The organism is Micromonospora sp. NPDC049048 (genome assembly GCF_043197615.1).
GTDB lineage: Bacteria > Actinomycetota > Actinomycetes > Mycobacteriales > Micromonosporaceae > Micromonospora.
Window position 1 is genome coordinate 28,705 of the sequence record NZ_JBICTM010000012.1, and the last position, 24,410, is coordinate 53,114.

Annotated in this window: 21 protein-coding genes; 6 read left to right on the forward strand and 15 right to left on the reverse strand. The window is 71.6% G+C overall.

Translation table 11 applies throughout. The features are described 5' to 3' along the window. Window positions 1–44: 44 nt before the first annotated feature. Window positions 45–872, forward strand: a complete 828-nt coding sequence (locus ACGFIG_RS28970) for an SGNH/GDSL hydrolase family protein (protein WP_393008251.1) — start codon at window positions 45–47, stop codon at window positions 870–872. A gap of 23 nt (window positions 873–895) precedes the next feature. Here the strand turns inward: ACGFIG_RS28970 and ACGFIG_RS28975 are convergent, their stop codons facing one another. Further along, window positions 896–2,698, reverse strand: a complete 1,803-nt coding sequence (locus ACGFIG_RS28975) for a glycoside hydrolase family 2 protein (RefSeq protein WP_393008253.1) — start codon at window positions 2,696–2,698, stop codon at window positions 896–898. Beyond that, on the reverse strand, window positions 2,695–4,056 hold the full coding sequence (locus ACGFIG_RS28980) for an MFS transporter (RefSeq protein ID WP_393008255.1): 1,362 nt from the start codon (window positions 4,054–4,056) through the stop codon (window positions 2,695–2,697). The genes ACGFIG_RS28975 and ACGFIG_RS28980 overlap by 4 nt, the downstream gene beginning before the upstream one ends. 178 nt (window positions 4,057–4,234) lie before the next feature. Between ACGFIG_RS28980 and ACGFIG_RS28985 the strand changes: the two genes are divergently transcribed. After that, on the forward strand, window positions 4,235–5,215 hold the full coding sequence (locus ACGFIG_RS28985; protein ID WP_393008257.1) for a DUF2804 domain-containing protein: 981 nt from the start codon (window positions 4,235–4,237) through the stop codon (window positions 5,213–5,215). A gap of 59 nt (window positions 5,216–5,274) precedes the next feature. On the opposite strand, the gene ACGFIG_RS28990 is transcribed toward ACGFIG_RS28985, so the two are convergent. Next, window positions 5,275–7,521, reverse strand: a complete 2,247-nt coding sequence (locus tag ACGFIG_RS28990) for an NACHT domain-containing protein (protein WP_393008259.1) — start codon at window positions 7,519–7,521, stop codon at window positions 5,275–5,277. A 216-nt stretch (window positions 7,522–7,737) separates the two neighbouring features. Here ACGFIG_RS28990 and ACGFIG_RS28995 point away from each other — a divergent pair, with 216 nt between their 5' ends. Both ACGFIG_RS28995 and ACGFIG_RS29000 read left to right on the forward strand, forming a co-directional pair. Then, window positions 7,738–8,406, forward strand: a complete 669-nt coding sequence (locus tag ACGFIG_RS28995; protein ID WP_393008261.1) for a DedA family protein — start codon at window positions 7,738–7,740, stop codon at window positions 8,404–8,406. Between the two features lie 478 nt (window positions 8,407–8,884). After that, complete coding sequence (locus ACGFIG_RS29000) at window positions 8,885–9,760, forward strand: alpha/beta fold hydrolase (protein ID WP_393008263.1); 876 nt, start codon at window positions 8,885–8,887, stop codon at window positions 9,758–9,760. A 140-nt stretch (window positions 9,761–9,900) separates the two neighbouring features. Here ACGFIG_RS29000 and ACGFIG_RS29005 read toward each other — a convergent pair whose 3' ends face one another. The 8 genes from ACGFIG_RS29005 to ACGFIG_RS29040 all read right to left on the reverse strand — a co-directional run bounded on the left by ACGFIG_RS29005 (window position 9,901) and on the right by ACGFIG_RS29040 (window position 17,014). Then, on the reverse strand, window positions 9,901–10,860 hold the full coding sequence (locus tag ACGFIG_RS29005; RefSeq protein WP_393008265.1) for an electron transfer flavoprotein subunit alpha/FixB family protein: 960 nt from the start codon (window positions 10,858–10,860) through the stop codon (window positions 9,901–9,903). An 11-nt stretch (window positions 10,861–10,871) separates the two neighbouring features. Next, complete coding sequence (locus ACGFIG_RS29010) at window positions 10,872–11,651, reverse strand: electron transfer flavoprotein subunit beta/FixA family protein (RefSeq protein ID WP_393008267.1); 780 nt, start codon at window positions 11,649–11,651, stop codon at window positions 10,872–10,874. Window positions 11,652–11,764: 113 nt separating this feature from the next. Then, window positions 11,765–12,514, reverse strand: coding sequence for a carboxymuconolactone decarboxylase family protein (locus tag ACGFIG_RS29015; RefSeq protein WP_393008269.1), 750 nt, complete (start codon window positions 12,512–12,514; stop codon window positions 11,765–11,767). Continuing rightward, window positions 12,504–14,138, reverse strand: a complete 1,635-nt coding sequence (locus tag ACGFIG_RS29020) for a class I adenylate-forming enzyme family protein (RefSeq protein WP_393008271.1) — start codon at window positions 14,136–14,138, stop codon at window positions 12,504–12,506. Before ACGFIG_RS29020 ends, ACGFIG_RS29015 begins: the two co-directional genes overlap by 11 nt. Window positions 14,139–14,143: 5 nt before the next feature. Next, window positions 14,144–14,935, reverse strand: a complete 792-nt coding sequence (locus tag ACGFIG_RS29025; protein ID WP_393008273.1) for an SDR family NAD(P)-dependent oxidoreductase — start codon at window positions 14,933–14,935, stop codon at window positions 14,144–14,146. Next, window positions 14,932–15,450 (reverse strand): hypothetical protein, encoded by a 519-nt coding sequence (locus tag ACGFIG_RS29030; protein WP_393008275.1) that lies wholly within the window; start codon window positions 15,448–15,450, stop codon window positions 14,932–14,934. Before ACGFIG_RS29030 ends, ACGFIG_RS29025 begins: the two co-directional genes overlap by 4 nt. Then, window positions 15,447–16,601 (reverse strand): thiolase family protein, encoded by a 1,155-nt coding sequence (locus tag ACGFIG_RS29035; protein WP_393008277.1) that lies wholly within the window; start codon window positions 16,599–16,601, stop codon window positions 15,447–15,449. Before ACGFIG_RS29035 ends, ACGFIG_RS29030 begins: the two co-directional genes overlap by 4 nt. Beyond that, window positions 16,598–17,014, reverse strand: coding sequence for a Zn-ribbon domain-containing OB-fold protein (locus tag ACGFIG_RS29040; RefSeq protein ID WP_393008279.1), 417 nt, complete (start codon window positions 17,012–17,014; stop codon window positions 16,598–16,600). The genes ACGFIG_RS29035 and ACGFIG_RS29040 overlap by 4 nt, the downstream gene beginning before the upstream one ends. A 77-nt stretch (window positions 17,015–17,091) precedes the next feature. Here ACGFIG_RS29040 and ACGFIG_RS29045 point away from each other — a divergent pair, with 77 nt between their 5' ends. Both ACGFIG_RS29045 and ACGFIG_RS29050 read left to right on the forward strand, forming a co-directional pair. After that, complete coding sequence (locus ACGFIG_RS29045) at window positions 17,092–18,468, forward strand: MmgE/PrpD family protein (RefSeq protein ID WP_393008281.1); 1,377 nt, start codon at window positions 17,092–17,094, stop codon at window positions 18,466–18,468. After that, window positions 18,465–19,133 (forward strand): GntR family transcriptional regulator, encoded by a 669-nt coding sequence (locus ACGFIG_RS29050; RefSeq protein ID WP_393008283.1) that lies wholly within the window; start codon window positions 18,465–18,467, stop codon window positions 19,131–19,133. The genes ACGFIG_RS29045 and ACGFIG_RS29050 overlap by 4 nt, the downstream gene beginning before the upstream one ends. A gap of 18 nt (window positions 19,134–19,151) precedes the next feature. Here ACGFIG_RS29050 and ACGFIG_RS29055 read toward each other — a convergent pair whose 3' ends face one another. From ACGFIG_RS29055 to ACGFIG_RS29070, 4 genes are read right to left on the reverse strand one after another with little or no spacing between them, the layout of a single operon-like run. Next, window positions 19,152–20,699 (reverse strand): amidase family protein, encoded by a 1,548-nt coding sequence (locus ACGFIG_RS29055; RefSeq protein ID WP_393008285.1) that lies wholly within the window; start codon window positions 20,697–20,699, stop codon window positions 19,152–19,154. 22 nt (window positions 20,700–20,721) lie between these two features. Next, entirely contained in the window at window positions 20,722–22,155 is a 1,434-nt protein-coding gene (locus ACGFIG_RS29060) for an ATP-binding cassette domain-containing protein (protein WP_393008287.1), read from the reverse strand. Then, window positions 22,152–23,222: an ABC transporter permease gene (locus ACGFIG_RS29065; RefSeq protein ID WP_393008289.1), complete on the reverse strand. Its 1,071-nt coding sequence runs from the start codon at window positions 23,220–23,222 to the stop codon at window positions 22,152–22,154. The genes ACGFIG_RS29060 and ACGFIG_RS29065 overlap by 4 nt, the downstream gene beginning before the upstream one ends. A 40-nt stretch (window positions 23,223–23,262) precedes the next feature. Then, a complete protein-coding gene (locus ACGFIG_RS29070) occupies window positions 23,263–24,387 on the reverse strand; it encodes a sugar ABC transporter substrate-binding protein (RefSeq protein ID WP_393008291.1) in 1,125 nt (374 codons plus the stop codon). Window positions 24,388–24,410 lie beyond the last annotated feature (23 nt).

The window sequence follows — 24,410 nt, forward strand, 5'->3', positions numbered from 1 at the left end:
TCTGCCAACCTGTAATCCACCGTCTTCGATGCCAGGAGCGCCCCGTGTCGTTTCTCCGTCGTACGGCGTCCGCCCGCGCCGCGATCGCCCTGTCCGTGCTCACCGCGCTCACCGTCGGCCTGGCCGCCGCGCCCGCCCGGGCCGACGCCCCGACCTACACCGCCCTCGGCGACTCGTACGCCTCGGGCACCGGCACCCGGGAGTACTACTCCGACAGCGGCTCGTGCCAACGTTCCCGGCACTCCTACCCGGTCCTGACCGCCGCCCGGCTCGGCGCCACGCTCACCTTCCCCGCCTGCGCCGGCGCGACGGTCTCCGGGGTCCTCAACGGGCAGCTGGGCAGCCTGAACGCCACGACGGACCACGTCACGGTCAGCGCCGGCGGCAACGACATCGGCTGGTCGTCGGTGATCGTGCAGTGCGCGCTGCCCTGGCCCGCCACCTGCTGGTCGCAGATCGACAACGCCGAGAACCAGATCCGCGACACCCTGCCGGGCCGCCTGGACCAGCTCTACTCCCGGATCCGCGGTCTCGCCCCGAACGCCCAGGTCGCGGTGGTCGGCTACCCGCGGCTGTTCAACGGCGAGGAGTGCAACCTCATCGCGAGGATCTCCCCCGGTGAGCAGGCCGAGTTGAACGCCGCCGCCGACCTGCTCGCCACGACCATCCGGAGCCGGGCGGTCGCCCACGGCTTCGCCTTCCTCGACGCCCGGGGCCCGTTCACCGGCCACGCCGTCTGCGACGACGTCGAGTGGCTCAACGGCACCTCGAACCCGCTCGGCGAGTCCTACCACCCCAACCGGGCCGGTCACGTCGGGTACACCGCCATGGTGCAGGCGGCGTTCGGCGGCACCGCCGCCCGGCGGTCCTGACCACGGACCGCGGGCCGTACGCGTCAGCGGGGCGGCGCCGGGCGGGCGGGCGACGGGAGACGCAGCCGGTCGTTGACCCGCCGGATGACCTCCGCAGGCAGCTTCGACACCCGCCGGTCGTAGCTGAGCAGCCCGTTCAGCTCGTCCTCCACGTCGGACAGCTGGGTGTAGACGGTGGCCGACAGGCCCACCCCCACCGCGGGCACGATCTGCTCGTCGTGCAGCCGGGTGAACGCCTCGGCCAACTCCGCGGCGGTGCGGAAACGCTTGTACCCGAACTCCGCCGACCCGAAGGTGTGCCCGTCGACGCGCAGGGTGTACCCGCCGTACTCCGAGAGCACCAGGGCCCGCCGGTCCCCGCCCTGCGCGGCGCCGCGCCGGGCCCGGAGCCGCGGCGCGCGGAAGCGGCGGAAGTAGACGTGCAGGCTGCGCAGGTCGCCGCCGCCCTGGTCGTGCCAGCCGCTGGCGTGGTCGACGGTACGGGTCGGGTCGAGGGCGGCCACCTCCCGGGCGACCTCGGCGGCGTCGAACTGCCCCCAGCCCTCGTTGAACGGCACCCAGACGGCGATGCTCACCACGTTGCGCAGGTGCTCGACGGTCTCGCGTACCTCGGCGCGGAACTCGTCGCGCCCGGCCGCGTCGGCGCGGCCGAACCACCGCCGCCACCGGCCCCGGTCGGGCAGCCGCAGCGGCGTCAGCACCGGCGCGGTGACCACCAGCGGGCGGTACGCCTCCCCGCCGTTGACCATGTCCTGCCACACCAGCATGCCGAGCCGGTCGCAGTGGTGGTACCAGCGCAGCGGCTCGATCTTGATGTGCTTGCGCAGCATGGTGAAGCCGAGCTGCTTCATCGCGACGATGTCGGCGACCAGCGCCGCGTCCGACGGCGCGGTGTAGAGACCGTCCGGCCAGTATCCCTGGTCGAGCACCCCGGCGTGGAAGTACGGCTCTCCGTTGAGCAGCAGCCGCGGCACCCCGTCGGCGTCCGGCCCGACGCCGAACGAGCGCATGCCCACATAGCCGCGCACCCGGTCGTCGCCGTAGTCGACGGTCACGTCGTACAGGAACGGGTCCTCGGGGGTCCAGGGGCGTACCTCGGGCAGGGGCAGCCGCACGGCGGTCCCGGCGGCGGCGCGCGCCTCGGCGGCCACGACGCCGTCGGCGAGGACCCGGATCAGCGCGTCGCCCGCGGCGGCGCTCGCGTGCACGGTCACCTCGACGCAGCCGTCGGCCAGGTGCGGCGTGAGGGTGAGCCGCTCGACGTGGGCCGCCGGGACGGCCTCGGCCCAGACGCTCTGCCAGATCCCGGACTGGGCCGTGTACCAGATGCCGCCCCGGCGCAGCTTCTGCTTGCCGCGCGCGTGGTGGCCGGTGTCACTCTCGTCGCGCACCGCGACGACCAGCACGTTCTCGCCGTCGCGCAGCGCGTCGGTGACGTCGCAGCGCACCGGCAGGTAGCCGCCGGTGCGCCCGCCGACGGGCACCCCGTTGAGCAGGACGACGCAGGTCTGGTCCACCGCGCCGAAGTGCAGCAGCACCCGGTCGCCGGGCCGGCGGAAGCCGTCGGGCAGGCGCACCGTGCGGCGGTACCAGAGCGTCTGGCCGGGCAGCAACTGCCGCCCCACCCCGGACAGCGGCGCCTCCGGCGAGAAGGGCACCAGGATCTCGCCGTCGTAGCGCGCCGGCTCCCGGGCGTCGTCGGTGATGGCGTACGCCCAGCGGCCGTTGAGGTTGAGGTGGCTGTCCCGGACCAGTTGCGGGCGCGGATACTCCGGCAGCACCCGATCGGGGTCGAGCGCCTCGCCCCACTGCGTCGTCAACGTCATCCGTCCACCCTCCCGCCCCGCCGCCGCAGCGCCAGCACCGGTACGACGATCAGCGCCAGCACGGCCAGCGCCATCAGGAAGATGCCCGGCGTCGGCACCTGCCGGACCACCCCCAGGTCCTGGTACGTCTCGCCGGCGTTGCTGATCACCGCCGCGCCCAGGTACGGACCGATCAGCATCGGGACCAGGATGGCGAAGATCATCCGCAGCCCCTGCACGTGACCGGCCCGCCCCGGCGGCGAGTGGTCCCGCACGAGCGCCCCCAACGGCGCCAGCACCAGCATGAAGCCGGACATCAGCACGATCCCGGCACCGACCACCGGCAGCGTGGCGCGGGCCAGGAACATCAGCAGCAGGCCGGTGCCGTAGACCGCCGCGGCGGGCAGCAGGAACCGGACCTTGCCGACCCGGTCGATCACCCGGCCGGAGAGCACACTGATGACCGACGCGGTCACCAGCACGACGGCGAGCACCACCGCGTACCCCTCGACCTCGAGGTAGCGCTGGAGATAGATCACCAGGTACGGCAGGAAGACCTGCGTCGAGATCCCCCAGACCGACCAGGCGGTCAGGGCCAGGTAGAGGCCCGGGTTGGCGCGCATCACCGAGGGCCGCAGGCCGTGCAGTACCGCGCGCAGGTAGCCGGCGTCGTTGCGTACCAGGGTGGGGCTGTCCTCGACCAGGAACCACGCGACGACGCCGGCCACGGCCATCACCGCCCCGATGATCAGGAAGAAGGTTCGCCAGTCGCCGGCGCGGGCCAGCCCGTCGAAGCCGCCGAAGATCACCAGCATGGAGAGCAGCGGCATGATCGCCAGCACCGACTCCACCCGACCCCGGTTGGCCGGCCGGGTCACGTCGGTCACCCACGCCTGGAACGCCGCGTCGTTGGCGCCCGAGCCGAGGAACGACATCAGGCAGTCCAGCACGATCACCGCGAGCACGGCGAGCAGGACGGCGTTCGCCACCGGCGCGAGCTGCCCCATCGTGCCCACCGTGAGGAAGCCGAACGCGGCGGTGCAGACGCCCCAGAGCAGGTAGCCGCCCGCGACGAACACCCGGCGCCGCCCGGTGCGGTCGGAGAGCGCGCCCAGCAGCAGCGTGGCGACGGTCGCGGTGGCCGCGCTGGCGGCGACCATCGTGGCGATCACGGTCGGATCGTCGGTCACGGTGTCGTAGACGAAGAGGTTCAGGTAGATGTTCTCGACCGTCCAGGCCATCTGGCCGACCAGACCGAGCAGCACCACCGCGACCCAGGTACGCGGTCGCAGGCGGACGGGATCGGCGGCGGGCGTGGCGGCGCCCCGCGGGTCGGCGCTCGGCGACGCCGGGGGCGGCGCCTGGTGCGGGACGGGCATGGGACCTCCTCGGTGGTCAGCACATGATGAGCCCTCGCCCGCCGCCCCTGCTCACGGGGCCCGCCCGGCCCGAGGCGCGCACCGACGGTCGCGTGCGCGCCCCCGACCGTCACCCCACCGCCGCCGCGCGGCGACAGCCGGCGTCACCGCCGGACCCGGGGCGGATACCCTCGCCATCGTGACCCACGAGAACGAGATCACCGAGCCCGTCGACCTGTGCCTTCCGGGCGGACGGCTCAATCCCGCCGCCGTGGGCTGGAGCCGCCACCCGCTGCACCGCGCGAACCTGCGCGGCTGGGGCCGCAACAAGCGCTGGGAGTACTGGGGCGTCGTCACGCCGACCCACATCGTCGGTCTGGTCGCCTCGTCGCTGGACTACGCGGGCGTGCACAGCCTCTACGTGCTCGACCGCACGACGAAGGTCGAGATCGACCGGAACGCGGTGGTGCCCCTCGCCCGGGGCACGGTCTTTCCGCCGGTCAGCGGGGCGGGCGCCGTGCGGGCGCGCGGCGGCGGCCTCTCGATCGACATCGACCAGACGGCGACGCAGACCACCATCCGCGCCACCGCCCCCGGGCTGGAGGTCGACCTCGTGGTGCCGCTGCCGGCGGGGCACGAGTCGCTGGGCGTGGTGGTGCCGTGGAGCACCCGCCGGTTCCAGTACACCGTCAAGGACCTCGGCCGCCCGGTACGCGGCACCCTGCGGGTCGACGGGGTGGAGCACGCGGTCGACGAGACCGACTCGTTCGCCGTCCTCGACCACGGTCGCGGCAAGTGGCCGTACGCGATCCGCTGGAACTGGGCCGCCGGCAGCAGCCCGGGTCGGGCGATCCAGCTCGGCGGCAAGTGGACCGACGGCACCGGCTCGACCGAGAACGGCCTCTTCCTCGACGGCCGGCTGCACAAGATCGGCGACGAGCTGCGCTGGGAGTACGACCGCACCGACTGGCTACGGCCGTGGCGGATCAGCGGCGAACGGGTGACGGTGGAGTTCCACCCCTTCCACGAGAAGGTCGCCCGGACCAACTTCGGGGTGCTCGCCAACGAGACGCACCAGTGCTTCGGGCACTTCACCGGCTGGGCGACGGCCGACGACGGCGAGCGGGTCGACCTGGACGGCCTGGTCGGCTGGGCCGAGGAGGCACGCAACCGCTGGTGAGGGCGATGGTCCGCGAGAGGGCTGGCCGCCACGAGCGGCCGTGACGGCGAGGCGGACGCTCAGGCGGGGTCGCCGGACGCCACACCGCGCGGAGCCGTCGACCGTCGGGGGGCCGGACCGGCGTCCAGCCGTCGCTGGTAGGCGGCGGCCAGATGGTCCTGGAGTTCGGCGTGCCGGAACTGGTAGACGACACCGGCCTGGCGCAGCACCTGGCGCCGCAGCGACTCCCGGAACAGCGCGGTGAACCGTATCGGCGGACGCCCCCGCAGCAGGAGCACGAGTTGGGTGAAGCCGGTCAGGACCGCCGGGCCGAGACCGCTGATGATGCCGTACATCATGCCGGCCACGAGGCCGACCTCCGGTCCGAGCGACCATGCCTCCGGCTGAGGCGGGTACACGACCTCGAACAGCGTGAACAGGACTCCACCGAAGACGACGTTGGAGATGACTGCCACCGCGGTGCGGCTGCGGTCGGCCCGGAACGTTCCGTCCGGGGTGCTCGCCGGCGAGTCGGCCAGTGGCTTCAGCCAGATGCCGAGCAAGCCGAACGTCACGTTGGCCCGGCCGACCGACGAGCCGAAGATCAGCGGGACCATCGTGCTCAACGCGGCGAGCACCCCGGCGAACGGGCCGACGAGGAACCCGGTGCCCACGCCGACGGTCAGCGGCAGTCCCGAGCCGAGCGCCCACAGCGTCCGCAGCTCCGCCCGGGTCGGCCACCGCAGGTTCATGCCGATGGGTTCGGGCGGCGTCTCCTCCCCGCCGGGAGAGGAGGACGAGGTTGCCTCCTCGCCGGAGGGGGCGGGCGGCCGGACACATGCGCCCGCGATACCGGCGACGGCGAAGAACGCGCCGAGCAGAGTCCACAGCCGGTCAGACCCGGCCCCATGGACGACCGCCACGTACGTCCCCGCCAGCACGGCCGCCGACAGTCCGAATCCGATCGCGACCACGACCGACAGCGGTCCGTAGGGAACCCAGGTCGGGATCTCCCACCAGCGCAGGTCGCGACGTCCCCTGAGGTGGTGGGCGATCCAGGACAGGTAGAACAGGTGACGTCGGTTCCGTCGCCGGTCGCGCCTGTCGCGCGGGCGGGAACCGGTCGGGTAGGCCCGCTCCAGGAACTGGCCGATCACGTGGGCCTTCACCTCCGCCACCGAGGAGAGGCCGAGCAGCTCCGCCGGGTCGGGTGCCTCACCGTCCGGCCCGTCGAACGCGTCCCGGGCCAGGCTCAGGATCAGGGGGGTGGCGAACGCCTGCGCGACCGGCGAGTCGGGCCGGTCGTGCAGATGGTCGGCGATCCGCCGCCAGAACCGACGTCGCCGGTCGTCGTCATGGCCACGGCGGAGGTACTCGGCGGCGGTGTCCGGCCCGACCGGGTCGAGTTGGAGGACGACCGGGCGTGGCAGCCGTCCCCCCGCCCGCGCGCTGTCGTATCCCTCGACCTGGGAGGTGAGGACGACGCGCAGCCCGGAGGCCTCGTGCGCGATCACGTCGAGCGCGGCCTGCTGCCCCAGGAGAGGCATCTCGTCGAGACCGTCGAGGAAGAGCGCCACCCGCCTCTCGTCGATCAGGCGGCGCGCGGCGCGCGCGCCGTAGCGCGGGTGCCGCAGTGCCCGGAAGGTCGTCTCCAGCTCGCTGGCCACGTGGTCGAGCAGCGACCTCTCGTCCGGGTTCCAGCCGCCCAGGGTGACCCAGACCGGCACCGGCGTGCCGGCGTGGCCCCCTGTCAGGACGGGTTCGACGCATTCCTCGGCTGCCTCGACCAGCAGCATCAGCATCGCCGCGGTCTTCCCGCTACCGGCCGGGCCGAGCAGGACCAACTGGTGGCGCTGGATCCGCCGGTAGAGGTCCGCATGCAGATCACTGACCACGCCCCGCTCGCCCCGGCCGTCCGCGGCCGGGTTCCGGCGGCCGGCGCCCCGGCTGCGGGGAACCTTCCCACCCGTACGGCCGAACACCTCGGATGTCGGCAGCGACCGTTCGTGGTCCCACCGCCAGGTGACCCGCACCGGGTCGGCGGTCGTTCCGATGCCCCAGGCCTCGGACTGCGCCGACCACTGCGACAGGGTCGCCCGGGCCAGCACGTCGGCTGCCGCCACGAGCTGCTCCGCCTCCGGCAGTTGCGGCTCATCCTGACCGCGCCGCCACTCCACCCACACGTAGGCGACCAGCACCAGGGCGAACGGAACCCAGATGCCCTCGTCCAACCAGGACGGCAGCTCCACCGTGCTGGTGGCCAGGTTGACGACGACGGCGAGCACGGCGGCCAGCACCACGGTCAGTGGCCCGAGGAAACGCCGCATGGAGTTCTCCTGCTCTGACGGAAACCCCACTGTATCGACACGGGCTGTTCTCGTGGGTCGACGTGCACGCGGGTCGGCGTCCGGCGAGCGCGATCGTGGCGCCGTCGGAGAAGTGGGACGGGCTGTCCATCGTTCGGCCGACCCGATCCGGTCCGGCCACCGTCCGGAGCGGACGTTCTCGTCCGGAAACAACCCGTCAGGGGCGACAATCAGCAGGTGGACAGGGTGGTCGCCGTGCTCACCGGCTTGCCGCCGGTCGTCGTCCTGGCGCTGGTGCTCGTGTTGCCGGCCCTGGAGTCCTCGACCCTGCTCGGGTTGGTCGTGCCGGGCGAGACGGCGATCCTGCTCGGCGGGCTGGCCGCCCACGGCGGCGAACTGCCGCTGTGGGCGGTGATCGTCGCCGGGACGGTCGGCGCGTGTCTGGGCGACCAGGTCGGCTACGCCCTGGGCAGACGGTACGGCTCGAAGATGCTGACCCGCGCCCCACGCGCGTTGCGCAGGCACGCCGACATCGGGCGGGCCCGCAGCCTGATCGCCCGGCGTGGGACGTGGGCGGTGGTGGCGGGCCGGTGGGTGGCAGTCCTGCGGGTCGGGGTGCCGATGGTCGCCGGCGCCGGCGGGATGCCGTGGCCGCCGTTCCTGCGGGCGAACCTGGCCGGCGGCCTGGTGTGGGCGACGGCCGTGGCGCTGCTCGGCTACCTCGGCGGAGCCTCCTACCAGTACCTGGAACGGGAACTGAGGATCGGTGAGTGGGTCCTGCTGGCCCTGATCGTCGGCGGCGTGGCGCTACAGGTGTGGCGGCGTCGGATGCGACGCGGTCGGCGCGGCGGCCCAGCGGGTCACCGGGTTGGGCCAGGTGGACCGGGGACGTCTGCCGACCGGTGACCCGGCCGGCCCTGCGGCGCTGACGCTCAGGACGCCCGACCGACGAACTGCGCCTGACGGCCGAGCAGGTCGCCGAACTCACCCAGTGACGACGACGGCGGAGGGCGGGACGCGGCCGCCTGCTCGTGCCGGTCGCCAATCCAGCGTCGGCGCCACCGGCACCGTCAGCTCGGGAACGCATCGATCTTCCCGCGTTTTCCGCCGACGTCGGGCGCTCACTCACGTAGCGTGGCGAGATGGGCGGCTCGCCGTGCCGCCACGGGCCGTTGGTGCCGGGTGACCTGCGGGTCGCTCACGTACGCGGGCCGGGCCAGGCACCGTCTGCCCCGGCACGGGCGGCCGGTGCTCCGCCGCTGTTCGGCGCGTACCCGATCCTCCCAGCGGGATCGCGACGGTGATCGCCGGCGCCACACTCATCGGTCGCGGCGCCGACACCGGCGGGTGACCCCCCGCCAAGGCCAGCCAGGAGGAGGACGCGATGCAGGCCATCCGGAAGGTCCGCCATCGACAGGCCGACGTCGACGGCCTGGCGGTGTTCTACCGCGAGGCCGGGCGCCCCGGCCAGCCCACGGTACTGCTGCTGCACGGCTTCCCCAGCTCGTCGCACACGTTCCGCGAGATCATGCCCACGCTCGCCGACGTCGCGTACGTGATCGCCCCCGACCTGCCCGGCTTCGGCATGTCGGCGTCGCCGACCATCGACCACTACGACTACACGTTCGAGAACCTCTCGTGGACGGTCGAGAGGCTACTCGACCAGCTCGGGGTCGAGCGCTTCTTCGTCTACCTGCACGACTTCGGCGCGCCGGTGGGATACCACCTGGCCACCCGCGCCCCGGCCCGCGTCCGCGGCCTCGTCGTCCAGAGTGGCAACGCGCACGAGGACGGCCTCGGCGAGCAGTGGGACAGCGCCAGGGCCTACTGGGCCGACCCGACCGCCGAGAAGCGTGCCGCGCTGCCGGACTGGTTGAACTTCGCCGGCACCCGCGACCAGTACCTGGCCGGGCTGCCCGAACACCTGCGCACCCTGCACGCTCCCGAGTCGTGGCACCTCGACTGGGAGCGCATGAGCCGGCCCGGCAACGTCGACGCGCAGTTCGCGCTGTTCACCGACTACGCCAACCACGTCGCCCGCTTCGACGAACTCGCCGAATACCACCGCGCTCACCAGCCGCCGGCGCTCGTACTGTGGGGACGGCACGACCCGTACTTCGACGTCGACGAGGTCCTCGCCTACCACCGCGTCCTCGATCGCATGGACGCGCACATCTACGACGGCGGGCACCTCCTGTTGGAGACGCACGCGGTCGAGTGCGCCGAGGTGATGCGGGCGTTCGTGCTCGACAACGCGTGAGCCGACGCGCCGCTACAGCGCGGCGTTCCGCGCACGACGCCTCCTGGTCGGCCGCTACGCCGTTCGGCAGCACCCGAACCCGGTGCTGCGTGTGCGCGTCACCGACGACAGGGAACTGGCCCCGGCCGGGGCGATGCGCGTCACCCGCGTTTGCGGATCTCGTCCGCGGCCTGTGGGACGATCTTGAACAGGTCGCCCACGACGCCGAAGTCGGCCAGCTCGAAGATCGGCGCCTCGCCGTCCTTGTTGACCGCGACGATGGTCTTCGAGGTCTGCATACCAGCCCGGTGCTGGATCGCCCCGGAGATACCAAGCGCGATGTACAACTGCGGGGACACCGTCTTACCGGTCTGCCCCACCTGGAACTGGTGCGGGTAGTAGCCGGAGTCCACGGCTGCCCGCGACGCGCCGACAGCACCACCGAGCAGGTCCGCCAACTCCTCGACCAGCTTGAAGTTGTCGGCGTTACCCACACCCCGACCGCCGGAGACCACCACACCCGCCTCGGTCAACTCCGGGCGGGAGCCCTTCTGCTCGGCGACCCGCTCCACGACCTTCGCCAGCTTGTCGGCCTCCGCCACCGCGACAGTCAGCTGCTCCACCGCCGGGGTCGCCGCCGCCGGGACCGGGGTGACCGAGTTCGGCCGCACCGTCACCAACGGCAGACCACGCGTCACCTTCGACGTGACGATCGCGGAACCCGCGAACGCCACCTGCGTGGCGGTACCATCCGCGGCCAAACCCACCACATCGGTCAGGATCCCGTTGTCCAACTTCACCGCCAGGCGGGCAGCGATCTCCTTGCCCTCCTGCGACGACGCCAACAACACCGCCGCCGGCTGGGTCCGGGAGACCAGATCAGCCACGACGCTCGCCTTCGGCGCCACCAGGTAACCGTCGATCTCCTCACTCTCCGCCGCGTAGATCTTCTCCGCGCCGTACTCACCCAGCTTGGCGGCCAACGCCTCCGCGGCACCCGGGCCACCGAGCACCACCGCACTCGGGGTACCCAACTCGCGAGCGAGGGTGAGCATCTCCAGGGTGACCTTCTTGACGCCGAACTCCCGAGTAGCTTCGACGACGACGAGAACCTCAGACACGTTCACACCCCTCACACGAACTTCTCGGTGGCCAGGAACTCGACCAACTTCACGCCACCATCACCCTCATCGGTGACCTTCGCCCCACCCGAACGCGGCGGACGCTTACTGTGCTCCAACACGGCACTGGTCGCACCCTCGAAACCCACCTCAGCCGCAGCCACACCCAGGTCACCCAGCGACAGCGTCTGCACCGGCTTCTTCTTCGCCGCCATGATCCCCTTGAACGACGGGAAACGCGGCTCGTTGATCGTGTCCCAGACGGACACCACCGCGGGCGTCGAAGCGGTCACCACCTCGTAGCCCTCCTCCGTCTGCCGCTCGACCGTCAACGTCGAACCGTCGACGGTGAGCTTGCGGGCACCCGTCAACGCCGCGATGCCCAACCGCTCCGCGATCATGTGCGGCATCACCTGCACCCGACCATCGGTCGACTCACTGCCACACAACACCAGATCGGCGTTCAACTGACCGAGCGCAGCGGCGAGGACCTTCGAGGTGGCGACGGCACAGGAACCGTGCAGGGCGTCGTCCACCACATGCACCGCCTTGTCCGGACCCATGGACAACGCCTTACGGATCGACTCGGCCGCCCGGTCCGGACCCATCGTCAGAACCGTCACCTCACCCCCGTGCGCCTCCTTGACCTTCAACGCCTCCTCGATGGCGTACTCGTCCATCTCGTTGATGACATTGTTCGACGAACCGCGGTCGACAGTGTTGTCGTCACTACGCAGGCTGCGGTCCGCGCCCGAATCGGGCACCTGCTTGACGAGTACGACGATATTCATCGCGCTTCGACAACCTCTCTCTGACTGATCCGCCGCGACGAGCCGCGACGGGGGCGCCGACAGGGGCTACCCGTGAGGATCGCCCGGCGGTGCCCAGGGGAAGGGTCCATACCTCACTTCGCAGGCGATACGCCTGACGCGACCCGCGCCAGGGCCCGCTCGAGGGCCGGCAGCCCGACGTCGATGGAGCGGGCCACCGGGACCACCGTCAGCGCGATCGCCTGCGCCACCTGTGTGGGCGTCGCCCCGTACCGCAGCGCGTTGGCCGCGTGCAGTCGGGCACCGGGGACGAAGAGGTGGTTCGTCGAGAGGTTCGCGACCACGAAGACCAGCTCCTTCCACTGAGGCGCCAGGCCGTCGCGTCGCCAGACCGCGCGATTGAGCCGCCGGTAGGCGTCGAAGTACTCCGGGAGCTGGTCCGCCATGGCACCGTGCAGACCAGGGAAGTGGCTCTCGAACGTGTCCCAGTACGGTCCCTGGTGGCTGGCGGGCTGTTCCCCTGGACCCAGGATCTCGGTGAGCCCGCTGGCCAGCCCGTGCGTGGACAGGGCGGTGAGTAGTTGGATCACCTCGAGCACGTCCGCGGCACTCGCCCCCGCCTCCAGCGCGAGCACCATTCGCTCCTCCACCGCGGCGGCGTCCAGGGTCGTCATCGACACGTCGTGGGCGACCAGGAGCAGTTCGCGGATGGCCGGCGGCAGCGCGTCGGCCTGGTGGGCCGAGCGCAGGTACGCGATGGCCGCGGCGGCGAAGGCCGAATCGCGGCTGATCAGCTGATCCCACCCCGTCGACACCGTCCCGAACACCTCCCGCACCGCCGAGCGAACGTCGACATCCTCGACCTGGCGCGTCTCAGTGGTCATCGCGCGCCCCGTTCGCCAGGGCGATGGCCTCGGCACGCAGGGCGGTACGCGGCACCTTGCCGTTGGACAGCCGCGGGATCTGCTCGTCGGTGCGGTAGTGGACGATCCGCGGGATCTTGTAGCTGGCCGCCCGTTGCGCCAGCGTCGCGCGGATCCGCTCGAGCGGGAGCTCCCGCGGATCCGCCTCGATGAAGGCCACGACCACCTCGCCCGCCTCGTCGTCCGGGATCGAGCACACGTGGGCCTGCTTGACGCCGTCGAGGCCGTCGAGCAGCGACTCGACCTCCTGGGGCGAGACGTTGATGCCGCCCGGCTTCATCATCTCGGTCGCGCGGGCCTGGTAGACCATCCGGCCGTTCTCGTCGAACCGTGCCAGGTCGCCGGTCCGGAAGAACCCGTCCTCCCGGATCGTCTCCGCCGTCCGCTCCGGGTCCTTGAAGTAGCCCGGCGTCACCCGCCCCCGGACCAGCACGGCACCGACCTCACCGGGTGCGAGCGGCTCCTCGGTCTCGGGGTCGACGATCACCACCTCCTGACCGGGGACCGGCAGTCCCTGCGTGGTGAGGATGGTCTCGTGGTCGTCGTCCCAGGCGGTGAGGGTGGCCAGGCCGTACAGCTCGGTCATCCCGTAGACGCTGGTGCCGTAGGTGATGCCGAGGTCGTCCAGGGCGAGCTTGCGGTCCTCGTAGGAGAAGCCGATCATCCCCTTGCGCAGGAACAGGCGCGACTTGTCGAAGCCGGGGGTGCTGAGCAGCTTGCGGGTGAGGTTGCCGAAGCCGTAGTAGACGGTGCACCGTTCCTTCTCCAGCATCTCCAGCGCCGCGGCGGCGTCGAAGACCTCCTGGAGCACGACCCGGCCACCGTGGGTCCAGGTGCTGAACAGCCCCTGGATCGCCGACAGCCCGTAGAACAACGGCGTGGCCAGCCAGGTGCGGTCCTGCGCGTCGACACCCTGACGGGCGCCGATGTGGAAGTTGTTCTCGATCATCGCGCCCTGCGCCAGCATCACCGACTTGGGCTTGGCGGTGCTCCCGGAGGTGTAGAGCAGGTACATCAGGTCCTCGGGGCGGTTCTGCCGTTCCCGCTCGCCCAGGGCCTCCGCGGGCACCTGTTCGCCGGCGGCCAGCACCGAGGCCAGCGTCCGGGCGCCCGCGATCTCACCGCGCAGGCTGACGACACCGCGCAGGTGCGGGAAGCGGGCGCTGTGCAGTTCCGCGCCGGACTCCGCCAACTCGGGCAGGATCTGGGCCAGCCCGGCGGCGTAGTCGTGCCGGCGCAGGCTCGGCACCGTGAACAGCCACGTGGACTCGGAGTGCTCAAGCGTGTAGGCGATCTCCTCGGCGTGGTGCCAGGTGTTCTGCGGCACCAGGTGCGCCCCCACCCTGGCGGCGGCGAAGGCCAGGTGCAGGAAGTCGGGGTGGTTCCCGGAGAGGATGGAGATCCCCTCTCCCCGGGAGACGCCGAGGGCGAGCAGCGCCTTGGCCCACTCGTCGACGGTCCGGTCGAAGTCGGCGAAGGTCTCGTGCCGACCCTCGAACGAGATCGCCACGGCGTCCGGGGTCGTCCCGGCCCAGTGCCGGATCAGCTGGCTGGCCGTCGCTGCGGGAGAGGTGGGCAGGTTCACGGACGTCATCCCTTCTCGGGGGAGGTGGGCGCGGACGAGGCGGGGGCGAGCGGTGAGCCGATGCTGCGGCCTCCGCACACGACGAGGACCTGCCCGGTCGTGTACGGGGCGTGGAAGAGCAGGTGCCGGACTGTCCGGGCCACGTCGTCCGGTCGGCCGGGGCGCCCGACCGGGATCGCCGCGATCGACCGTTCGCGGATCGGCTCGGGCAGCGCGGCGGTCATCGCCGACTCGATGAAGCCGGGAGCCACGATGTTGACGGTGATGCCGCGCGGTCCCAGTTCCAGCGCCAGCGACCTGGACGCGCCGACCAGGGCCCCCTTGGTGCCCGAGTAGGCCGTCGAGCCGAAGGTGCCCAGCCAGGCGCGGGAGCCGATGGAGACGATCGATCCGCCCTGTGGCCCGAAGAGGTCGACCGTCTTGCGCACCAGGTCCAGCGGGGCGACCAGGTTCACCGCCGTCACCAGCGAGAAGAGTTCGTCGTCGAGCTTGGCCAGCCGCGCGTCGCGCAGGACGCCGGCGCAGTTGACCAGGCCGACCAGGCGTTCGCCGGCGGACCGTACGGCGTCGACGATCCGGTCCCGCTCGCCCGCTTCGCTGATGTCCGCGGCCAGCGCCACCGGGGCGGCGGCGCCCTCCACTGCCGTCACGAGCGCGGCGGTCTGCTCCAGGGGCTCCGTGGCGTGGTCGGTCAGCACGAGCCGGTGACCCGAGCCGGCGAGCTCGACGGCGATCTGCCGACCGATCCCGCCACCGGCACCGGTGACCAGGATCGTGGTCGGAGCGTGCTGATTCATGCGTGCAACCTCCCCAGGTCCGCACCCGCGCACAGGTAGATCTCCTGGCCGGTGATGGCACGCCCCTGCGGCGAGCCGAGCAGGCCGAGCTGGCCGACGACGGCGGCGAGGATGCCCGGGTCGTCGAGGTCGCCGTGGACCAGCGTGTTGACCCTGATCCCGTCGCGGGCGAACTCGATCGCCCAGGTCCGGCCCATCGAGAGCAGCGCACCGGCGACGGCCGAGTCGAGATGACGGCCCTCCATCCCGAGGGTTTCGGGCTCCCCAACCAGGATGGTGATCGTGTCGAGAGTGCCCGACCGGCTCGCGAGGGCCTCCTTCACGAAGCCCACGACCTCGGCCAGGACCCGCATGACCTGCTCCGGATCCTCGTGCAGCTGGGTGGTCCCGGCCGCGTCGACCGGGCGCGCGGCGAGAAGCAGGTGGGTGGGCTCTGCGGCCGGCTCGCCGTCCTGCCGCAGCAGCGGCTTAAGCTGCGTGGCGGCGGCCCGGCCCGGCCCGAGCAGAACTCTCATCGCGCCATCACCAGCGTGGTCACCGAGCCGCCGTCGGTGCCGCTGACCGTGCCGCCCTTGCAGTACGCGAGCCCGACCCGGGCGTTCTCGACCTGGCGTCCGCCGGCACTGCCGCGCAGCTGCCAGGTCAGCTCGACCGCCTGGGCGACGCCGGTCGCGCCGACCGGGTGCCCACGCGACAGCAGCCCACCGCTCGGGTTGACCGGCAGGCGGCCGCCCAGGGAGGTGTGCCCCTCGGCGGTCCACCGGGCGCCCTCGCCGACCGGCACGAGACCCAGGCCCTCCAGGCGGACGATCTCCGCGATGGTGAAGCAGTCGTGCATCTCGACGACGTCGATGTCCGCCGGGTCGACGCCGGTCAGGCGCCATGCCTGCTCGGCGGCGTTGCGGGAGACCCGCTCGGCGTTGATGCTCTCGCCGGCACGCTCCACCGACCCGCTCACCAGCGCGCAGCCGAGGACCCGCGGAGCTCCCGCCGCGAGCCCCAGGCGCTGGGCTCCGCGCGGGCTGCACAGCACCATGGCCGCGGCCCCGTCCGAGATCGGGCTGCAGTCGAGCAGGCCGAGCGGCTCGGCGATCTGTCGGGCCTGGAGCACCTCGTCGAGCGAGATGGCCCGCTGGTACTGGGCGAACGGGTTGTGGACGGAGTGGGCGTGGTTCTTCACCGCGACCATCGCGATCTGCTCCCGCGTGGCGCCGTGGTCGGCCATGTACCGCCGTGCGCTCATCGCGTGTCCCGCGGCCATGACGTAGCCCACGGCGGCGTCGAGGTCGTTGGGGTCGGGGCGTACGCCGCCGGAGATCCGGTCGGTCATCTTCTCGACCCCGATCACCAGCACGACATCGTGCAGTCCGGCGGCGAGCGCCGTCCAGGCCTCCCGGATCGCGGTCGCACCGCTGGCGCAGTAGTTCTCGTGGTTGGACACCGGCTTGCCGTCCAGGCCGAGCCGGACGGCGATCCGCTGGCCGGCCACCGGGCCGCCGAAGACGTGGCCGACGAAGACGGCGTCGACCTGCGCCGACGCGGCCCCGGCTTCGGCGAGCGCCGAGCGGGCGGCCTGCTCGCCGAGGTCCTCGAGGGTCACACTGACCGGGTGCTTGCCGAAGCGGACCATGCCGACCCCGGCGACGTGGGCCGATGCGAGCGTCACGCGTTCTCCTCCTGCTCGATCTGGAAAGCGAAGCCGGCCCGGTCCGAGCCGTCGGCGGACGGGAAGACGGCCGGCACGACACGCACCCGATCGCCGATCTCCACCTCGGTGCTCGCGGCGCCGACGATCTGTGCCATCACCCGCGGGCCTTCGTCGACCAGCACCCGGGCCAGGACGTACGGCACCTCCACGCCGGCGGGGGCCTGACGGACCACGGTGAAACTCACCACCTCGCCGCGCTCGGCGAACGTCGCCGGCACGATCGCGTCGCCGTCGGCCCGGCATCCGGCACAGAACGAGCGAGCCGGGAATCCCGCCTCGCCGCACGCGGTGCAGCGAGTGCCCAACAGGGCGAACGGATCGAGCTGGAACAAGCCGGCCCGAAACGGCGGCAGTTCCGTGCTGGGTGCCATCACAACCTCCTCAGTTTTGGATATCATATCCTGTATCGAGAGGCAGTCGACCAGCTGCCGAGGCACGAGAGGAACCCATGAGCAGGACCCTCCTGGAGCAACTCGTCACCCGACTCGCGGCGACCGTCGGCGCCGGGTTCCCGTCCGCCGTACGCGACCGTGCCGCCCTGTGCGTGCTGGACTCCGTGGCCTGCGCGATCGGCGGGCAGGACCTGCCCTCGACCCGCGCGGCCCAGCGCGCCGCGGCGCGGATCGACGGCGCGGGACCGGTGCCGCTCTGGGGCACCGCGCTGACCACCTCGCTCACCGGCGCCGTGTTCGCCAACGCGGTGGCCGCGCACGGGTTGATCCACGAGGACATGCATCCGGCGAGCCGCGTCCACGCCGGCACCGTCGTGATCCCCGCCGCGCTCGCGGTCGCCGGTGAGCTGGACACGCCGGTCGAGCGCCTGCTCGACGCCGTGGTGCTCGGTTACGAGGCGATCGGCCAGCTCGGGGACGTCTTCGACCAGCCCGCGTTCGTCCGCGGGACGCTGCGGCCCAGCGGGGTCCTGGGCCCCTTCGGCGCGGCGGTCGCCGTCGGGCACCTGCTCGACCTGCCCCCCGACCAGTTGGTCGCGGCGCTCGCCATCGCCTCGAGCGCGTCGGGAGGCGCCACCGAATGGGCCCGGGCGGGCACCTCGGACGTCTTCGCCCAGAACGCTCTGGCCGCCCGCGGCGGCGTCCAGGCCGCGTTCCTGGCCGCCGAGGGGCTCACCGGCCCGCGTACCGCCATCGAGGGTCCCGCCGGCATGCTCGCCGCCCTACGCCTGGAGGCGGGCGAACTTCCCACGCCGGCCCCGACGTCCCTGGCGATCGACGCCGCCTACTTCAAGCGCTTCCCGGCGTGCGCCTTCACACAGGAGACGGTGCTCGCCGGCCAGCGCCTGCGTGAGTCGGTCGATCCGGCCTCGATCCGGGCCCTGCGGATCGAGAGCTACGACATGGCCGCCTACTACCCGGGCTGCGACAACGCCGACAGCCTGGACGATCCCATCTCGCGTCAGATGAGCAACCAGTTCAACCTCGCCGCCACCCTGGTCGACGGCGCACCGTCTCCCAGCCGGCTCCTGGGCCCGCTTCCCGCCGAGATCCGTCGGCTGGCGCAGGTCACCTCGGTACGGTCGGTCCCCGAGTTGGCGGCGCAGTACCCGGCGCGGCCGGCGTCGCGTGTGGTCGCCACCCTCGACGACGGCAGCGTGCACTCAGCGGAAGCCTCCGGCGTCGGGCTCTCGGCGGACGAGGTCGTCGAGAAGTACCGCCGCTACAGCCACGGACGGCTCACCACCGCACAGGCCGAGCGGTTCCGCTCGATCCTGTTCGAGGAACGGGGCAGATCCTCCCGAGACCTCGTCGCACCGCTACAATCTGCCGCTGAAGTTTCGTTGACCCCTCCAGAGGAGACGCGCGCGTGAGTCCCCAGAACCTCAGGATTGCGCGCCTCAGCCTTGCCCAGCAGGCTGCCGAGTACATCAAGTCCGCCATCTACCGGGGCGAGCTCCGGCCCGGGGAACGGATCCCGCAGGCCGCGGTCGCCGACGCCCTCGGCGTCAGCCGTCTGCCCATCCGCGAAGCCCTGATCTCCCTGGAGGCCGAGGGGCTCGTCGAGCTCGTCCCCCACCGTGGGGCGTTCGTCATCCCCATCCGCCGCGAGGACATCGAGGACCACTACCGGGCGTTCGGCCTGCTCCAGGGCTGGGCGGCCAAGCGGGCCTCCACGCGGATCGCTCCCGAGGCCCTCGAACGCCTCGGATCGCTGAACAAGGCGCTGACCGACGCGACCGACAACGACGAGCAGCACGACCTGAACTGGCAGTTCCACGCTCTGATCAACCAGACCGGGGGCAGCCGCCGCCTGCTGTCGATCATGCGCCAGTTGTCGATGAACCTGCCGCGCGAGATCTACCAGGTCGCACCCGCGGCCAGCCCCGAGGCGCTCGCAGACCACGCCGAACTCCTGGCCGCGCTGAGCACCGGGGACGGCGACCGCGCCGAGGCCACGGCCCGCCGGCACCTGGAGCACGAGGCGGAACACATCGTCGCCAAGCTCCGGCGCGACGGGGTGCTCACCGACGACTGAGCACCCCGCGCGCGTCCGTCACCAGGTCCGCTGCGGTCGCCACCCGATCGTCGCCTCGAGCGTACGTGCGATCGAGACGAGCCGCGCGTCGTCGCCGTGCTTGCCGACCAGCATGACGCCGACCGGCAGGCCGTCGTGCTCGGCCAGTGGCACCGACAGCGCGGGATGACCGGTCGCGTTGTGGACGTTGGTGTTGCCCACCATCGTCCACCCACGCATCGCGACCTCGGCCGGGCTGAGGTCGCCCTCGCCACAGCGGTGCGCGGCGTGCAGGGCGGTCGGCATCGCCAGTACGTCGTACCGGTCGAGCATCCGGTCGTAGGCGGACCTGATGCGGGGAATGTTGTTCTGCGCCGAGGAGTACAGCCGCCCGGCGGAGGAGACACGCAGGTGCTCACCGACGGCGATCATCGCCAGGTACGCGACCGACGCCTTGTGACCGTGGGCGGGGAATCCCGCGGCGAAGGCGTCCGCGAGGTCCTGGCGGTAGTCACCACGCCACAACCGGCCCTCGCCGAAGGTGTGGGCGGTCGCGGCCATCCCCTCGACCAGGACGGCGAACATGATCCGGTTGCCCTGGGTGTGCTCGGGGAGGGAGACCTCGGCCACCTCGGCGCCGATCTCGCGCATCGACTCCATCGCCGCGGCGAACGCGCGGGTGGTCCGCGCCATGAACTCGTCGCCTGACGGGAGCGCCTCCGCCACCACGCCGACCCGGAGGCCGGCCAGACTGTCGGCCGCATCGCGGACGGCGCCGAGGAAGTCCTGACCGAACGCGGTCACGCCGGCCTGACGCGGGTCGCCGGCCCTCGGCGTCGCGATCACCTGCATGAGGCGGGCCATGTCGTCGGCCGTCCGCGTCAGCGGACCGCAGTAGTCGAGGGTCTTGTCCATCGACATGATTCCGGTGTAGGGCACCAGGCCGAAGGTCGGCTTGAGCCCGAGCACGCCGCACCACGCGGCGGGCAGCCGGATGGACCCGCCCTGGTCGGTTCCGAGCGCAACGTCGACCTGCGGGTAGGAGAGCGCCGCCGCCGACCCGCCGGAGGACCCCGACGCCGTCCGCGTCGGGTCGAACGGGTTCAGGGTCGTCCCGAAGACGCTGGTCTCGCCACCGGCGGACATGCACATGTCCTCGCAGTTGGTGGTGGCCACGATCCGCGCGCCGGCCTCGAGCAGGAGGTCCACGACGGACGCGTTGAGCTCCGGCACCGCGTCGGCGAAGATCGGCGAGCCGGCCGTGATCGGCACCCCCGCCACCGAGATGATGTCCTTGACAGCGACCCGCATCCCGGCCAGCGGCCCGTCGCCGGCACCCGCGACGTCGCACCAGTGCACGATGGCGTTGAGCGGGTCGTCGTCGTGGGTCGCCCGCACGACCGGCCGGCGCACCACCTTCCGCCGCAGCGGATCAGGGTTGCCCGCCAGGAACTCGTCGGCCTGCCGCAGCACGTGGTTCGCGACCTGCAGGACGCTGTCCCAGGGCAGTTCGTCCTTCTCCAGCCCGAGCCTGCGCAGCGCGGCGGCAACGTCCTCACGCGTCAGCTCGACGGGCCCGTGGTCCACCGATTCCTCCCGGATGATGTCTCTACTGTCCGGCCGTCGTGGCCAGTCCCGACTGCGCCGCGGTCACCAGTGCGGCCAGTTCCTGCGGATCAGGGTGCTCGGCGACCTTGAACTCCTCGCAGATCGTGCCGTCGCGGACGATCAGCACCCGGTCGGCGAGCTCCGGCACCTCATTCTCCTCGGAGGTGTGGAAGACGACGCAGTTTCCCCGTCCCGCGTGGTCCCGGAGGAACTGGTGGATCTCCCGGCGGCTGTCGAGGTCGATGCCGCGGGTGGGCTCGTCGACGACGAGGAGCGTCGGGTCGACCGCCAGACCTGCCGCGATCGCGACCTTCTGCTGGTTGCCTCCGCTGAGCGAGCTGACCGCGATCGCGGGCCCGGAGCAGCGGACCCGGTACGTCGCGATCGCGTCCAGGGCGAAACTGCGCGCCTTGCGGCGGTCGAACAGGCCCCACCGGCTGCGGAACCGTCCACTGTCGCGGATGACCAGGTTCTCCTCGACCGACATCTCCTGCACCAGGCTCGCCTTGCGGTCGCCCACGATGAACACCGAGGGGGTGTCCGCCTGGGAGTCGTCGGCGATCTTGGCGAGGATCGCCCGGGATCCCGAGCCCTCCAGGCCGACAACGGCGACGACCTCGCCACCGTGCAGCCGGACGGCCGTCTCGGGCACCTCGTTGCGCACGCCACGCGAGGCCAGGTCCACGACCACGCGGCCGCGTTCGACAGCCGCCCGCGCGCCCGCCCCGACGGCCGTGGAGCCCATCATCATCGCGGTCGCGATCGAGTCCGCGTCGATCCCGTCGCCCTCGAGCGTGGCGTCCGCGAGGCCGTCCTTGATCACGACGACCGAGTCGCACACCTCGGCCACCTCGGAGAGGCGGTGCGAGATGAGGCAGACGACCTTGCCCTCGGCGGCGATCTCCGCCATCTTCTGCAGCAGGGCGGCCGAGTCGTCCGGCCCGAGAGCCGAGTTCGGCTCGTCGAACAGGAAGACCTCCGCCTGCGTGTCCATCGCCCGCGCGATCTCGACGCGCTGGCGGAAGGAGAACGGCAGTCGCTCCAGCGGCGTGTCCAGCTCCCGGTCCAGGTGGAACCTGGCCGCGATCTCGATCCGCTCCGGGGTGAGGAAGGGACGGCCACGCCGCATCAGCTCGCGGCCGATGCTGAGGTTCTCCCCCACCGTCAGGTTCGGATAGACGAAGGGCTCCTGGTGGACGATCGCCACGGCGTCGGACCGCAGCGGGTCCAACGGGTTCGCATCGAGGGTGAACGTGCCGGCGTCGCATCGTTCCTCGCCGGCGAGCACCTTCATGAGGGTCGACTTGCCGGCGCCGTTGGCGCCGACGATGCCGGTGATCTGGCCGCGCGGGGCGATCAGGTCCACGCCGCGCAGGGCACGCGTGGCGCCGTACCGCTTCTCGACCCCGCGGACCTGGAGACCCGAACCGCTCATGACGACTTCGCCGATCGACGGGTCCGCTGGTCCAGCACCACCGCGCCGATGGTGACCAGGCCGAGGAAGACCTGCTGCACGTAGGGCGCGGCGGCCATCAGGGCCAGGCCGTTGTTCATCACCGCGAGCAGCAGGGCGCCGAGCAGCGCGCCCGCGACCGTGCCCCGGCCACCGTTGAGGCTCGCGCCACCGATGATCACCGCAGCGAAGACCGGGAAGAGCAGCGAGGTTCCGCTGTCGGGATTGACCGAGCCGATGAACGAGAAGTCCAGCAGCGCGGCGAACGCCGCGGCCGCCGAGACGATCAGGAACGCGAGCAGCTTGGTACGACCGATCTTGAGCCCGCCGAACCTCGCCGCGTTCTCGTTGCCCCCGACGGCGCGTGCGCGGAAGCCGTACAGCGACCGGTGCAGCACCAGGACGAAGATCCCGGCGACGATCAGCATCCACACGACCTGCATCGGGATGTCGAAGGGCAGCGAGCGGTTGGAGATGCCGGTGAAGGTGCTCAGGGACCCCTCGGAGACGTGCTGGCCCGGCGTGGGGTAGGCCGGCGCGAACCGCTCGGCGTTGCCGATGAGCAGCGTCAGCCCGACCGCCAGGGTGCTGGTGCCGAGCGTCGCGATGAACGACGGCACCCGCACGACGCAGACCAGGAAGGCGTTGACCGCGGCGATCACCAGCGCAAGGGCGAACCCGATGGCCACCGCCAGGAGCAGGGGCATCCCCCACACCATCCAGGCGACCGCGATGGTGGTTCCCACCACGCCGTAGACGCTGCCGAAGGAGAGGTCGATCTCTCCGACGACCAGCACGACGGTCAACCCGAGGCCGATGATGGCGTAGGTGCTCATCGCCCGCAGCACGCCCAGGAGGTTCTGCGGCTCGAAGAACGAGCCCTCCGAGAGCACCCCGAACACGGCCGCGGCGATCATGATGGCCAGAACCAGTCCACCGGTACGGCGGAAGGCGTCGAGCAGCTCCGGTCGGAACCACGCCTGCGACGAGGACTTCGTCGCAGGCGTGGACGCCGAGGAGTCGGTCGACGCGGATCTACTGGACGACACGGTCGTTCCTATCCCTTTCGCTTCGTCCCGACTCGGGGGGTCAGGAGGCTTGCTTCAGCGCGGCGCGAGCCTCGTCGAGGTTGGCGCGGGTGATCACGCCCGGCTCCTGGGTGTTCTGCATCACCAGGTTGCGCCCCAGCAGGCTGGCGCAGGCGACCGCGCCGAAACCGCCATGCTCCGGCCAGCCCTGGTCGAGGCTCGCGACCTGGGTGCCCTTCTCGATCGCTTCGAACTGGCCCTCGCTCGGGTTCCAGCCCAGCGTGTGGATCTTGCCGGTGCGCCCGAGGTCGTTGATGGCCCGGGCGGCCTGCTCGATCGAGAGGTCGGCGTTGACGATGAAGTCGACGTCGGTGTTGCCGGTCAGGAACGCCTTGTAGGCGTCGTAGGCCTGCGCCGGGTCGTACGGCGCCTTCAGGGGCGCCTGCGGGGTGTTCGCGAACGTGATGTCGGGGTACGCCTTCTTCAGCGTGTCGACGAAGCCGTTGAGGCGCCCGGTGGACCAGGCGGCGGAGGGCTCCCCGCTGCTGAGCGCGATCTTCTTCGGCGCGGTGCCGGTCTCCTTGATCCACTCGATCAGGGTGTTGGCCGCGCCGACGCCCTCCTTGGTGCGGTCCTGCCGGAACTGCGAGATCTCGGCACCGTTGGACTCGACGTTCACCATGAACACCGGGATACCCTTGGCCAGGGCCTGGTCCCGGATCTGGTTCATCGCGTTGAGGTCGGCCTGCTGGATCGAGAGGCAGTCGATCTGGTTGGTGTCGAGCAGCGCCTGCACCTGGGCGATCTGGGCCGGCGTGTCCGTGGCCGCCGAGGGCGCCAGCGCCTTGCCCTTCAGGGGCAGCATCTCGTTGGCGAGGGGGAGGCTGGCGTCATACCCGCTCTTCAGCTGGTACGAGAGCAGGGCGACGCTCGTCGACTGGTAGGAGAAGACGTAGTTGATGGCCTGGCCGCTCTCGACCTTCTTCAGGATCCGGTCGTCGATCTTGAAGGGCGTGCCGTCCTCGAGTTTGCCCTCGAACTGCACGGCGGACTCGAGCGACTTGGCGACCTGCGGGAGACCCGCCGTCTTGAGCTTCGAGACCACCTGCTCCGGCGATGCGCCACCGCCACCGCCGCTGGTCTCGTCCGAACTGCTGCTGCACGCCGTCAGGCTCAGGAGTGCCACGCACCCCGCAGCGACACCTACCG

Coding starts and splice junctions, on each gene's coding strand:
- ACGFIG_RS29045 (WP_393008281.1), top strand. CDS start 17,092: ATGAGCAGGACCCTCCTGGAGCAACTCGTCACCCGACTCGCGGCGACC.
- ACGFIG_RS28975 (WP_393008253.1), bottom strand. CDS start 2,698: ATGACGTTGACGACGCAGTGGGGCGAGGCGCTCGACCCCGATCGGGTG.
- ACGFIG_RS28990 (WP_393008259.1), bottom strand. CDS start 7,521: ATGCGGCGTTTCCTCGGGCCACTGACCGTGGTGCTGGCCGCCGTGCTC.
- ACGFIG_RS29025 (WP_393008273.1), bottom strand. CDS start 14,935: ATGAATCAGCACGCTCCGACCACGATCCTGGTCACCGGTGCCGGTGGC.
- ACGFIG_RS29060 (WP_393008287.1), bottom strand. CDS start 22,155: ATGAGCGGTTCGGGTCTCCAGGTCCGCGGGGTCGAGAAGCGGTACGGC.
- ACGFIG_RS29010 (WP_393008267.1), bottom strand. CDS start 11,651: ATGAATATCGTCGTACTCGTCAAGCAGGTGCCCGATTCGGGCGCGGAC.
- ACGFIG_RS28980 (WP_393008255.1), bottom strand. CDS start 4,056: ATGCCCGTCCCGCACCAGGCGCCGCCCCCGGCGTCGCCGAGCGCCGAC.
- ACGFIG_RS29015 (WP_393008269.1), bottom strand. CDS start 12,514: ATGACCACTGAGACGCGCCAGGTCGAGGATGTCGACGTTCGCTCGGCG.
- ACGFIG_RS29000 (WP_393008263.1), top strand. CDS start 8,885: ATGCAGGCCATCCGGAAGGTCCGCCATCGACAGGCCGACGTCGACGGC.
- ACGFIG_RS29030 (WP_393008275.1), bottom strand. CDS start 15,450: ATGAGAGTTCTGCTCGGGCCGGGCCGGGCCGCCGCCACGCAGCTTAAG.
- ACGFIG_RS29040 (WP_393008279.1), bottom strand. CDS start 17,014: ATGGCACCCAGCACGGAACTGCCGCCGTTTCGGGCCGGCTTGTTCCAG.